The sequence below is a fragment of the Yoonia maritima genome, from assembly GCF_043641945.1.
In the GTDB taxonomy this organism is placed as follows: Bacteria; Pseudomonadota; Alphaproteobacteria; order Rhodobacterales; family Rhodobacteraceae; genus Yoonia; species Yoonia maritima_B.
On the sequence record NZ_JBHZRX010000001.1, the window covers coordinates 520,768 to 533,459 of the forward strand.

Consider the following 12,692-nt stretch of genomic DNA (forward strand, 5'->3'; position numbering starts at 1 on the left):
AAGAGGCACCTATGGGTTTCATTATACGCTGGATATTCGCATTTGGCCTGCTTGCAGCAACCTATAACCCATCCGAATGGAACTTTGTTCGCTGGAGCATGGCGAACTATGAAACAAGCCTTTCGCTGACTGTTCTGTTCGGTCTCGTGCTGTTTGTTGGCTACATTATCTATTTACGCGCGACTCTGCGGTCGATTGGCATATTCGGCATGATACTGATTCTTGCTGTGGTCGCGACTTTGCTTTGGGTGATGTATGACCAAGGTCTGATCAATTTGGACAATCCGACCATCAATACTTGGATCGCAATTGTCGCACTTTCTATCGTTTTATCGGTAGGGCTTAGCTGGTCGATTGTCCGCAGACGCCTTACTGGGCAGACTGATGTGGATGATCTTGACGATTAACCCGATTTTCAGGGGTTGCAGCAATCGCTCGCAGCTTTTAGATACCGCGTGTTCACGCACGCCCGAAAGGCACCTCGATGGAAAATGTTGTCCTAGTCATTCACCTCATTCTGGCTCTGAGCCTGATTGGCACCGTTCTACTGCAACGGTCTGAAGGTGGCGGTCTTGGAATGGGCGGCGGTGCCGGCGGAGCAACAGGCGGGCGCCCTGCCCCCACAGCAATGAGCAAGTTCACTTGGATCCTTGCTGTTGCGTTTATCTGCACCTCGATTGCACTGACATTGATTGCTGCCAGCAAATCATCGAATTCATCAGTCGTTGATCGCGTGGACATCACGAACGAAGCGTCCGATGACGTCACTCTCCCAGACCTTGGCGAAAGCTTGCTGCCGCCGTCTAGCGATGACGCACCATTGGTTCCATCTGCCGACTAACCACTACTGATTGCCGAACGGCAACGTTCGGCAACACCATATTGCGTCAGCGGTTGCGCAACTCATCCGAATCCGGTATGAGTTAAATCCCGTGATGGTGCGAATTTCGGCGTTCGTTTTCCAACAATATCTGTAAGTTTTCACGGGGGATCCCTGCTCATGGCGCGTTTCATTTTCATTACAGGTGGCGTGGTTTCGTCACTTGGCAAAGGGCTCGCATCGGCAGCGCTGGGATCGCTGCTGCAAGCACGCGGATTTTCCGTGCGTTTGCGCAAACTTGACCCCTATCTCAACGTTGATCCGGGCACGATGTCCCCGTTTGAACACGGTGAGGTATTTGTCACAGACGACGGTGCCGAAACTGACCTAGACCTTGGCCACTACGAACGTTTCACGGGTGTCCCCGCCCGCAAAACAGATTCGGTTAGCTCTGGCCGAATCTATTCCAACGTTCTCGAGAAAGAACGTCGTGGTGATTACCTAGGCAAAACCATTCAGGTGGTCCCTCACGTCACCAACGAGATCAAAGATTTCATCAGCATTGGCGAAGACGAAGTCGACTTTATGCTTTGTGAAATCGGCGGCACAGTCGGCGACATCGAAGGCCTACCCTTCTTTGAAGCGATCCGTCAGTTTAGCCACGACAAACCGCGCGGCCAGTGCATCTTTATGCACCTGACCCTTCTGCCCTACTTGGCGGCAAGTGGTGAGCTGAAAACAAAGCCGACACAGCACAGTGTAAAAGAACTTCAGTCCATCGGTATCGCGCCTGATGTTCTGGTTTGCCGTTCCGAACAGCCAATCCCAGAAAAAGAGCGCGAGAAAATCGCCCTTTTCTGTAACGTGCGCAAAGAATGCGTAGTTGCAGCCTATGACCTGAAATCGATCTATGAAGCGCCGCTTGCCTATCACAAGCAGGGTCTTGATCAGGCTGTGCTGGATGCGTTCGACATTTCACCGGCTCCATCTCCGAAACTGGACGTATGGCACGATGTGTATGACCGCATTCACAACCCCGAAGGCGAAGTCAAAGTTGCCATCGTTGGTAAGTACACCCAGCTAGAAGACGCATATAAATCCATTGCCGAGGCCCTGACCCACGGTGGCATGGCGAACCGCGTGAAGGTCAAAATCGAATGGGTCGACGCAGAACTGTTCGACGACAAAGATGCGACCCCATATCTAGAAGGTTTCCACGCGATCCTTGTTCCTGGTGGATTTGGCGAACGCGGCACCGAAGGTAAGATCAAAGCGGCCCAATTCGCCCGTGAAAAGAAGATCCCATACCTCGGGATTTGCCTAGGCATGCAGATGGCCGTCATCGAGGCCGCGCGCAATGTCGCAGGCATGGAAAAAGCTGGTTCCGAAGAATTCGACCACGAAGCAGGCAAGAAACGTTTCGAACCTGTTGTCTACCACCTGAAAGAATGGGTCCAAGGCAACCACAAGGTCGCCCGTAAGGCCGATGACGACAAAGGTGGCACAATGCGTCTAGGTGCCTACAGCGCGACATTGACTGAAGGGTCTAAAGTTGCGGAAATCTACGGTAGTACCTCTATCGAAGAACGCCACCGCCACCGTTACGAAGTCGACACGAAATACCGTGACGCGTTGGAAAAAGTCGGGCTGAACTTCTCAGGCATGTCACCAGATGGCAAACTGCCTGAAATCGTCGAATGGAAGGACCACCCTTGGTTCATCGGCGTGCAGTTCCACCCAGAACTGAAATCCAAGCCATTCGCACCGCATCCGCTGTTCGCTGACTTTGTCCGCGCCGCAGTCGAAACATCGCGTCTTGTTTGAGCTCAATGAGCGGGCATTGCCCGCACATTATTCTGATCGAAAGAGCGCCTGATGCTATCGTATCAACATGGTTACCACGCCGGAAACATGGCAGACGTGCACAAGCACGCGCTGCTGGCGTGGTCGCTGGCGTATATGATCCGTAAGGATAAACCGCTTAGTTATCTGGAAACCCATGCCGGACGCGGTCTGTATGACATGACGGACGAAGCAGCGGTCAAGACTGGTGAAGCTGCCAAAGGCATCGCACTTGCTGCAGACTGGTTCGCCTCTGATCACCCTTATGTGCAGGTCTTGGATCGCATTCGTGCAAAACACGGGGCTACCGCTTATCCCGGGTCGCCACTAGTCGCTGCCGAAAGCCTGCGCCCGATGGACAATATCCATCTTTCTGAGCTTCATCCACAAGAATTCGCCGCTCTTCAGGCCAATATGGCCCCATATGGCGGTATCTATCGTCAGCGTGACGGTTGGGAAATGGCGATGTCGCTGTGCCCGCCAGAGCCGCGCCGCGGGCTGTTGCTGATTGACCCTTCGTTTGAAGTCAAATCAGATTACGACACTATCCCCGACACGATTGCCAAGCTTCACCGCAAATGGGGCGTTGGCGTTATCATGCTGTGGTACCCGATCCTAACCGATGCCCCGCACAAGCCAATGATTGACGCCCTGCGCACAGCCATTCCTGATGGCGTTGTGTCAGAGGTATCATTTCCGCCAGCCCGTCCGGGTCACCGTATGGTGGGATCTGGGCTTTTCGTCGTGAACGCACCATACGGTTTTGAACAAGAGTCCGCGCGCCTTGCAAAGCTGTTTCACAATAACCTGAAGCCTGTTTGACTTTGCAGGCCCCATTCACGGAACTATGTAACCAATATGTTTAGTGATTTCCTTCGGCGTTTGACCGCCCCCGCTCCTGCCCCTCTTTCTGATCCTGATGCCCGCCTTGCGATTGGTGCGCTGCTGGTGCGCCTTGCGCGGGCAGACGGGGATTATGCCGAAGAAGAGATTGTGCAAATCGACCAAGCGCTGTCCAAACGCTACGGCCTCAGCGACGCCGAAACCGCGGCACTGCGCCAAGATTGCGAAGCACTTGAAGCAGAAGCCCCAGACACTGTGCGCTTTACACGTGCCATCAAAGACGCTGTTGATCACGATCACCGCGTCTCGGTGATCGAGGCGATGTGGGCAGTGGTTATGGCCGATGGTGTGCGTGACGAAGCCGAAGACAGCAACATGCGTATGATATCGTCTTTGTTGGGTGTTTCGGACCAAGACAGCAATGCAGCGCGTCTAAGGGTCAGCACAGTATCATAGGCCTGCCGCAAAGCGCCCACGATCCGCCGCATCCGCCCAAGCCATAATCGTTTGCCCCTGTAATCACCCGTTGACGCGATGCTATCGTTGCAAAAGCTGAAAAAATAAGCCCTAATCGCCAGCACAAACAAAAAAAGCGACCAAACGTGACAGACCAAGCCCCCGTTATCGAAATCCGCAACCTTCACAAAGCCTATGGCGAATTGGAGGTGTTGAAAGGCGTCGACATTACGGCCCCCGCTGGTCATGTCGTATCTTTGATTGGGTCGTCAGGGTCTGGAAAATCAACGCTTTTACGCTGTGCGAACCTGTTAGAAGACAGCCAGCAAGGTGATGTCTTGTTTTGTGGCGAACCCGTAATTTGGAAAGGGACCGGTGCAAACCGCCGCCCCGGTGACCGCGATCAACTGATCCGCATACGTACGAACCTGTCGATGGTGTTTCAGCAGTTTAACCTTTGGGCCCATATGACGATTCTGCAAAATGTCATGGAGGCACCGGTAACCGTGCTTAAACGTGACAAGGCCGAAGTCGAGGAAGCCGCACGCAAGTATCTTGCTAAGGTCGGCATCGGCGATAAATGTGATGCATATCCTGCCCAACTGTCTGGCGGACAACAACAGCGTGCCGCAATCGCGCGTGCCCTGTGCATGGAGCCAAAGGCCCTGTTGTTTGACGAACCGACAAGTGCGCTTGATCCTGAACTGGAACAAGAAGTGGTCAAAGTGATCAAAGATCTGGCAAACGAAGGCCGGACAATGCTGATTGTGACGCACGACATGCGGATGGCCGCTGACGTCAGCGACCATGTGGTGTTCTTGCACCAAGGTAAGATCGAAGAAGAGGGCGCACCAGACGTTCTATTCGGACAACCAAAAACCGACCGACTTCGCGGGTTTCTATCCGCGACGGTTTCATAATCATCAATTGGGAGAAAACTGATGAAAAACCTGATCCTAAGCACTGCAGTGCTAGCCCTTACCGGCAGCATGGCGATGGCCGAAAGCCACTCTGTTGTCCGTCTGGGCACCGAGGGCGCCTACCCTCCATATAACTTCATCAACGACGCTGGCGAAGTTGATGGTTTTGAGCGCGAACTGGGCGACGAACTGTGCGCACGTGCTGAACTGACTTGTGAGTGGGTCACCAACGAATGGGACAGCATCATTCCGAACCTTGTGTCCGGCAACTACGATGCGATCATCGCTGGCATGTCCATCACGGACGAGCGCAAAGAAGTCATCGACTTCTCTGAAAACTATACACAGCCTGATCCATCTGCATTCCTTGCAATGGGTGACGTTGACGTGACGACTGCTGTTGTTGCAGCACAAGCAAGCACAATCCAAGCTGCATATGTTGCTGGCATGGAAGGCGCGACCCTTCTTGAGTTCGCGACACCTGACGAAACTGTTGCTGCTGTCAAAAACGGCGAAGCAGACGCAGTTCTTGCTGACAAAGCATTCTTGCTGCCAATCGCAGAATCCGACGCTGAAGTGTCTATCATCGGTGAAGACGTTCTGATCGGTGGCGGTATCGGCCTTGGCGTGCGCCAAAGCGACACCGAACTGCGTGACAAATTCACTGCTGCTATTCAGTCTATGAAAGCTGACGGCACATTGAACGAACTGATCGTTAAGTGGCTGCCAGACTCCGCTACTTTCTAAGACACTTGAGGGGGCGTCATGCCCCCTCATCCCACCCGACTGGTGAACTTCATTTTTAGTTACTGTACAGACCCCGCCAGCCTTGAAGGTCTTCAATGGCTTAGCTGCTACCTGACCACAGGCAAGCACATGTCGATGTATTATGCATTCGGCACTGTTCTGCTTTTGTTGGCGATCACCGCGCCTGTCGCCTTGGCCTTTGGCTTTGGTGGCGCTTCTGCCGCCCGTAGCCACTTTGCCCCGCTTCGCTGGTTCGGCAAAGCCTATATCGCAATCGTCCGTGGCATCCCCGACATCGCGTTCTTCTTGTTCTTTGTGATTGCACTGGATCAAGGTTTCGAATTCATCCGACACAAGATCAAATGCCCCGACTGGCAAGAACCAGTCCGGCAAGGCAATGATTTTGTTGTCTGTACCGCTGCCAAACTGCCCTTGGGCAACGCCCCGCAATGGGTGCATGAAACCTATGGGTTTGCTTTGGCTGTTCTAACATTTGCAATCGTCTTTGGTGCATTCGCCGCCAACGTTCTGTTTGGTGCGATGCGCGCAGTGCCCCATGGCCAACTAGAAACAGCCGAAGCCTACGGCATGTCGCGCCGCCAGACGTTCTGGCGTATCCTTGTTCCGCAAATGTGGGTCTATGCCCTGCCCGGCCTGTCTAACCTGTGGATGGTCCTAATCAAAGCAACGCCACTACTGTTCCTGCTGGGTGTCGAAGACATCGTTTATTGGGCGCGTGAACTTGGCGGGTCTAAGCAACCCCAGTTCACGGACTACCCGCACCCCGACTGGCGGATGTGGTATTTCCTAGCGCTGTTGGTGTTCTACCTCGCGTTCACCAAAGTATCTGAAGTCGTTCTTGACCGCATCATGGCGCGTCTCACACACGGCCAAGCGACCGCCGCAGGCGAAGCACAGCGAAAGGCGGCGGCATGAGCTGTTGGGAAACGATTATCGATTACGGTCTGCGCAGCCAAGGTATTGGCGAACGGCTATTGCCGCGCAATGATTTCACGCTGTGCCAGCAGTTCACGCTGATCGGCTCAGGGATGATCTGGAATGTGTATTTCGGGCTGATCGCGCTTTGCACCGGATTTTTTATGGCGACGGCGGTCGCATTGGGCAAAGCCGCGCAATCAGCTTGGATACGTAAACCAGCCGAATGGTTCATCTTTATCTTCCGTGGGTCACCGCTGTTTATTCAGTTCTTCTTTGCCTACTTCCTGTTCCTTAGCCTTAAGGCTCAGTATCCGGTGTTCAGCCCCCTGACCTCTGCATGGGCCGGGGCGTTGGTTGTATTGTTCTTGAACACTGCCGCCTATTCCGCTGAGATCTTTTACGGTGCGCTTCAGTCCATCCCGAAGGGAGAGATCGAAGCCGCTGACGCATATGGGCTTTCAGGCTGGTCGCGTTTTCGTCGTGTGATCTGGCCAACGATGCTGCGCCTTGCATGGCCCGCGTATACGAACGAAGCTATCTTTTTATTCCATGCAACAACGCTTGTGTTCTTCTCTGGCTTTCCAGCGCTTCAGCAACGCGGTGACGCACTTTATTACGCAAACTACTTTGCCGATAAGACGTTCAACCCATTCATTCCCTACCCAATACTCGCTGGGTATTTTATTCTGCTGACTTTGGTTGTGATTGGTGTTTTTGGGCTGGTGAATACCCGACTTAATCGCCATCTTCCCCAAGAGCGGCGCAAGCGGCTGAAAATCAAACCGCAGGTCATTAGATGAGTTGGTTGGACGACAACCCGGACGTAAAAAACGTAAGATGTGGTGCGGCCGACCTAAACGGTCAGGCGCGTGGTAAACGCGTTCCGCGCCGTTTTGCGGCTAAGTTAGAACAAGAAGGAACGCGGTTTCCCCTATCCGTTCTGAACCTTGATATCTGGGGCGAAGATATCGATGATAGCCCGCTTGTATTGGAAAGCGGCGACGCCGATGGCGTTTTACTCCCGACCGAGCGCGGGTATGTACCGATGCCTTGGCTTTCGTCTCCCTCTGCTATCCTCCCCCTTTGGGCGTTTCACGAAGACGGAACAGCGTTTGCAGGCGATCCACGCCACGCGCTTGCGGAAGTCGTCGACCGCTATAAGGCGCTAGGGCTAACGCCAGTCGTCGCAACCGAAATGGAATTCTATCTGGTTGATGATTCCGGGCGCGGCATTCGTCAGCCAAAGTCGCCCAAATCAGGAAAACGTCGCGCTGGTGCCGAGGTATTATCCCTTCGTGCGCTGGATGCATTCGATCAGTTCTTCAACGAACTCTACGACGCCTGCGATGCGATGGACATTCCCGCAGAGGCCGCGATTTCCGAAGGTGGTCTTGGCCAATTCGAAGTGAACCTTGAACATGTGCCTGACGCGTTAAAGGCAGCAGACGACGCTTGGCTGTTTAAGATGCTGGTACGTGGCTTGGCCCGAAACCACGGGATGGCCGCCAGCTTTATGGCCAAACCATATGAAGATTACGCAGGCAACGGGCTTCATACGCATTTCTCGGTGATTGATGCCGAGGGTAACAACGTCTTTGCCAATGACACACACGAAGGTACGCCATTGCTGCAGCACGCGATTGCGGGTTGCCTGAAAGGCATCCCTGATCTTGCGCTGATATTTGCGCCACATGGCAACAGCTATGAACGGCTTGTTCCGGGCAACCACGCTCCGACAAGTATTTGTTGGGCCTACGACAACCGGACCGCATCCATTCGCGTACCCGGTGGAAGCCTCAAAGCGCGCCGTATCGAGCATCGTGTCGCGGGTGGCGATGTGAACCCCTATTTGTTCTTGGCAGCGGTCCTAGGCTCCGCCTTGGTTGGTATCGAAGACAAGCTCGTCCCGCCTGCTCCGATCACTGGGAATGCCTATATCCAAAAACTGCCCCAAGTACCGGGCGATTGGAAAGAAGCGATCGACGCCTTTGAAAAAAGTGCGCTCGCGCGCCGCGTGTTTGACGGGCAGTTGGTCGACAACCTACTGCGCACCAAACGACAAGAAATGCGCCACTTCCAAGAACTCAGCCCCGAAGAACAACTCGACCTTTATCTCGATACGGTTTGAAGGCGGTAAATTTCTAGAAATTTACCGTGTAGAAGGATTTTAGCTAAAATCCTTCGCGCTTGCGGCAGCGCCCGCGCCGATGTAGTTTGGGACGAAACCCAAACTACGGTGACCTCATGAAAATCGGCATTTTGCAAACGGGCCACGCGCCGGATGAATTGCGACCTCAGGTTGGCGATTTTGCCGATCTATTTAAACGTCTGCTCGACGGCAATGATTTCGAGTTTCATACTTACAGCGTAGTGGACATGGAGTTCCCGACCTCTATCAGCGATTGCGATGGATGGCTGATCACAGGATCCAAACATGGCGCCTACGAGGATCACCCATTCATTCCACCGCTCGAAAACCTTATCCGCGAAATCTATGACGCTGAAATTCCATTGGTCGGCATTTGTTTTGGGCATCAGATCATTGCGCAGGCATTGGGTGGCAAAGTGGCGAAATTCGATGGTGGCTGGGCCGTGGGCCGCCAAACTTACGATCTGAACGGTGAACAGATCGCGCTTAATGCGTGGCACCAAGATCAGGTCATCAGCGCCCCCGCCGACGCCACGGTGATTGGCAGTAACGACTTTTGCACAAATGCCGCGTTACTTTATGGCAAACGCGCCTTTACCGTTCAGCCACATCCGGAATTCGATACTGCTGTCATTGATGGCCTTGCGACTTATCGTGGTCCGGGCAATGTGCCGGATCAGCAGCTTGCCGAGGTCCGAGATAACTTGAACAAACCGGTCGATAGCGACCGTCTTGCTGCGCAGATCGCGCAGTTTTTTAAAGAAAGACAACTGGCATGAGCTGGACCGACAAAATCCCAGAGGCCGCCCGTACATATCTAGAAAACAATCGCTTGGACGAGGTCGAGTGCGTTATCGCTGACCTACCCGGTATCGCCCGCGGTAAGGCCGTTCCAGCAGGAAAATGGGAAAAGCAGGCGCATTTCCATCTTCCCAACTCAATCTTCTTTCAAACGATTACCGGCGATTGGGGTGAAGCATCGGGTCCGGATGGTTTTCTAGAACCCGACATGATCCTAAAGCCAGACATGTCCACAGCGACCGCCGCCCCTTGGGCTGAAGACGGCACGCTTCAAGTCATTCATGACGCGTTTGACCAAAAGGGAAAACCAGTTCCGTTTTCACCGCGCAACGTCTTGCGCCGTGTCGTCGATCTTTACAAAGCTGAAGGTTGGACACCAGTCGTCGCACCGGAAATGGAATTCTATCTCGTTGCCCGCAACATCGACCCAGCAAAACCGATTGAGCCAATGATGGGGCGTACCGGCCGCCCTGCTGCTGGCCGTCAGGCCTATTCAATGACTGCGGTAGATGACTATGGCCCGGTGATTGACGACATCTATGAATACGCTGAAATCCAAGGATTTGAAATCGACGGTATCGCGCAAGAAGGCGGCGCTGGTCAGCTTGAGATCAACCTACGCCACGGCAACCCGATCAAACTCGCCGATGAGGTATTCTATTTCAAACGCCTGATCCGCGAAGCAGCGCTTAAACATGATTGCTTTGCCACCTTCATGGCGAAGCCGATCGAAGGCGAACCGGGCAGCGCGATGCATATCCACCACTCCGTGATCGATGCAGACGGCCGGAATATATTTACCGGCCCACAGGGCGGCGAAACCGATGCGTTCTTCCACTTTATCGGTGGTCTTCAGGAATATATGCCCAGCGCAATCGCGTTGATCGCGCCCTATGTGAACAGCTACCGTCGCTATGTGCCGGACAGCGCCGCGCCTGTTAACCTTGAATGGGGGCGCGACAACCGGACGACTGGAATTCGTATCCCAATCAGCGATCCATCCGCGCGCCGGATCGAAAACCGCCTGCCCGGTATGGACTGCAACCCCTACCTTTGCATCGCGGCATCACTTGCTTGTGGGTATCTGGGCCTGAAGAACGAAATCCGCCCTGACAAGCGCTGGCGCGGTGAAGCATATGAATCAGAGGCTGAAATCTCTGGTTCGCTCAGTGAAGCGCTGGATCTTTTTGAGGAATGCAAAGACCTGCACAACGTCCTTGGCCCTGATTTTGCGCGGGTCTACTCCATCGTGAAACGGCTAGAGTACAAAGAGTTCCTCCAGGTCATCAGCCCATGGGAACGCGAACACCTACTGCTGAACGTCTAAGCCTTAATAAACCGCAGCACCCCGGCGACAGTTGGCGCGCTAGGGTCATCGTTGGGATGTTGCACACCGTTGTTCACAATGACCTCGGCGAAATCAAACGGGCTGATCCCTTCGAGACATGCGGCGTTCACGCCAAATTCATTCGGGTTTGAGCGCCGTTTATGGTGTGTGTAAATCCCGCAGGTCGGGCAAAAATAATGTTCAGCAGATTTTGTGTTGAATTGATACAGCGTCAGCAGGTCCTTGCCTTTCGTAAAGTTCAGGCCATCCAACGCAGCTGTCACCGCCACTGCCCCGCGCATTGAGCAATATGAACAGGTACAGCGCCGCGCGCTTTCTAACCCGCCTTTTAGTGTGACTTTGAACTGGACCGCGCCGCAATGGCAGGCGCCGTTGTAGGTATCGCTTGATGGCATTCCGTATCCCTTTCGGTTTAGATTGCGGGTTTTCACCAGCATGCATATCAATAACTCAATAACGCAAGCTTTGGACCCGCCCTATGAACCCGCTTTATCGCAACGACGAACCCGGAAAATTCCCAAACAGCTGGTATGTGGCCAGTACGGATTTACCAACGGAACGCCCATCTTTGGATGGTGATCTGTCGGTTGATGTTTGCATTATCGGTGCGGGGTTCACAGGGCTGTCCGCCGCACGGCATCTCGCTGCAAAGGGGCTTGATGTGGTCGTGCTTGATGCCCATCGTGCGGGCTTTGGCGCGTCAGGACGCAACGGAGGTCAGGTTGGTAGTGGCTACAATAGCGACCAAGCAACCTTGACTAAAAAGCTGGGCGCTGACGCTGCCACCGCGCTTTGGGCTTTAGCCGAAGAAGCCAAACAAGACGTCCGCGACCTGTGTAAAAGCGACATCCCAGAGGCCCGTTATCGCCCCGGTGTGGCACATGGGTTCTATAATGCGAAAGAGGCAGACAGCTATGCCGCTGATGCCGCCTATCTCGCCGATAACTATGGCTATGACCAGATTGAGGTGCTTGGCCCTGACGCCATGCGCGACGTGGTCAAATCGCCGCTATATCAAGGCGGCCTGTTAGATATGGGCGCGGGTCACATCCACCCGCTGCGCTATGTACTTGGGCTTGCCCGACTGGCCGAGGCCGCAGGCGCGCGTATCTTTGAACGAACCGAAGTCACTCAGATCGAGCATGGCGACCCGGCCACGTTGCACACCCCCAAGGGAACCGTCAAAGCCCGCCACGTGATTATCGCTGGCAACGGCTACCTGCCCAACATCGACCGCAAGACATCGGCCAAGGTCATGCCGATCAACAGCTTCATCTGCGCGACAGAGCCTTTGGGGGATCGTGCCGCATCCGTATTGGCCCGCGATATCGCAGTAGCAGATAGCAAATTCGTCGTGAACTATTATCGCATGTCCGAAGATAATCGGTTCTTGTTTGGCGGGCGCGAAAGCTACTCCATTGGTTTTCCCAAGGACATCAACACCGCCCTCATCCAACGTATGACCAACCTCTTTCCCCAACTATCAGACGTGAAGGTCGATTACGTTTGGGGCGGCACATTGGGCATCACTATGACCCGCCTGCCCGCCGTTCAGCGCGTTGCGCCGAATATCCTTTCTGGTGCTGGTTTCTCTGGGCATGGCGTTGCGCTGTCGGGGCTGGCAGGCAAGGTCATGGCCGAAGCAATCGCTGGACAAGCAAGCCGGTTTGATACGCTTTCGAGCCTAAAAGTTCCCAACTTTCCTGGCGGCCCAACATTCCGTGCCCCTTTACTGACACTGGCGATGACATGGTACGCTTTGCGCGACAGGCTGGGCGTCTAACTGTCATAGATTTGTGACCTCGCTTATGTTAGGTTTTGCCGAAA

General features: G+C 54.1%; 14 protein-coding genes. 13 read left to right on the forward strand and 1 reads right to left on the reverse strand.

Annotated elements, in window-relative coordinates:
- Window positions 1-11 precede the first annotated feature (11 nt).
- The 12 genes from ACHUEV_RS02655 to ACHUEV_RS02710 all read left to right on the forward strand — a co-directional run bounded on the left by ACHUEV_RS02655 (window position 12) and on the right by ACHUEV_RS02710 (window position 10,844).
- Complete coding sequence (locus ACHUEV_RS02655) at window positions 12-407, forward strand: DUF6524 family protein (RefSeq protein ID WP_394177515.1); 396 nt, start codon at window positions 12-14, stop codon at window positions 405-407.
- A 77-nt stretch (window positions 408-484) separates the two neighbouring features.
- Window positions 485-841: a preprotein translocase subunit SecG gene (secG, locus tag ACHUEV_RS02660; protein WP_394177516.1), complete on the forward strand. Its 357-nt coding sequence runs from the start codon at window positions 485-487 to the stop codon at window positions 839-841.
- 159 nt (window positions 842-1,000) lie between these two features.
- On the forward strand, window positions 1,001-2,644 hold the full coding sequence (locus tag ACHUEV_RS02665; protein ID WP_106356701.1) for a CTP synthase: 1,644 nt from the start codon (window positions 1,001-1,003) through the stop codon (window positions 2,642-2,644).
- A gap of 51 nt (window positions 2,645-2,695) precedes the next feature.
- Window positions 2,696-3,484, forward strand: a complete 789-nt coding sequence (locus tag ACHUEV_RS02670; protein WP_394177517.1) for a 23S rRNA (adenine(2030)-N(6))-methyltransferase RlmJ — start codon at window positions 2,696-2,698, stop codon at window positions 3,482-3,484.
- A 36-nt stretch (window positions 3,485-3,520) separates the two neighbouring features.
- A complete protein-coding gene (locus ACHUEV_RS02675; RefSeq protein WP_394177518.1) occupies window positions 3,521-3,961 on the forward strand; it encodes a tellurite resistance TerB family protein in 441 nt (146 codons plus the stop codon).
- A 146-nt stretch (window positions 3,962-4,107) separates the two neighbouring features.
- On the forward strand, window positions 4,108-4,881 hold the full coding sequence (locus tag ACHUEV_RS02680) for an ABC transporter ATP-binding protein (protein WP_394177519.1): 774 nt from the start codon (window positions 4,108-4,110) through the stop codon (window positions 4,879-4,881).
- A gap of 21 nt (window positions 4,882-4,902) precedes the next feature.
- Entirely contained in the window at window positions 4,903-5,628 is a 726-nt protein-coding gene (locus tag ACHUEV_RS02685) for a transporter substrate-binding domain-containing protein (RefSeq protein ID WP_106356692.1), read from the forward strand.
- A 51-nt stretch (window positions 5,629-5,679) separates the two neighbouring features.
- Window positions 5,680-6,564 carry an ABC transporter permease gene (locus ACHUEV_RS02690; protein WP_394177690.1) on the forward strand — a complete coding sequence of 295 codons (885 nt, stop codon included), beginning with the start codon at window positions 5,680-5,682 and terminating at the stop codon, window positions 6,562-6,564.
- Window positions 6,561-7,367 (forward strand): ABC transporter permease, encoded by an 807-nt coding sequence (locus tag ACHUEV_RS02695; RefSeq protein WP_394177520.1) that lies wholly within the window; start codon window positions 6,561-6,563, stop codon window positions 7,365-7,367. The genes ACHUEV_RS02690 and ACHUEV_RS02695 overlap by 4 nt, the downstream gene beginning before the upstream one ends.
- Window positions 7,364-8,695 carry a glutamine synthetase family protein gene (locus tag ACHUEV_RS02700; RefSeq protein WP_394177521.1) on the forward strand — a complete coding sequence of 444 codons (1,332 nt, stop codon included), beginning with the start codon at window positions 7,364-7,366 and terminating at the stop codon, window positions 8,693-8,695. Before ACHUEV_RS02695 ends, ACHUEV_RS02700 begins: the two co-directional genes overlap by 4 nt.
- Window positions 8,696-8,811: 116 nt before the next feature.
- Entirely contained in the window at window positions 8,812-9,495 is a 684-nt protein-coding gene (locus ACHUEV_RS02705; protein WP_394177522.1) for a type 1 glutamine amidotransferase, read from the forward strand.
- Window positions 9,492-10,844, forward strand: coding sequence for a glutamine synthetase family protein (locus ACHUEV_RS02710; protein ID WP_106356682.1), 1,353 nt, complete (start codon window positions 9,492-9,494; stop codon window positions 10,842-10,844). Before ACHUEV_RS02705 ends, ACHUEV_RS02710 begins: the two co-directional genes overlap by 4 nt.
- Here the strand turns inward: ACHUEV_RS02710 and ACHUEV_RS02715 are convergent.
- Window positions 10,841-11,260 carry a GFA family protein gene (locus ACHUEV_RS02715; RefSeq protein ID WP_394177523.1) on the reverse strand — a complete coding sequence of 140 codons (420 nt, stop codon included), beginning with the start codon at window positions 11,258-11,260 and terminating at the stop codon, window positions 10,841-10,843. The genes ACHUEV_RS02710 and ACHUEV_RS02715 overlap by 4 nt on opposite strands.
- An 83-nt stretch (window positions 11,261-11,343) precedes the next feature.
- On the opposite strand from ACHUEV_RS02715, the gene ACHUEV_RS02720 reads away from it, so the two are divergent.
- Complete coding sequence (locus tag ACHUEV_RS02720; RefSeq protein ID WP_394177524.1) at window positions 11,344-12,648, forward strand: NAD(P)/FAD-dependent oxidoreductase; 1,305 nt, start codon at window positions 11,344-11,346, stop codon at window positions 12,646-12,648.
- Window positions 12,649-12,692 lie beyond the last annotated feature (44 nt).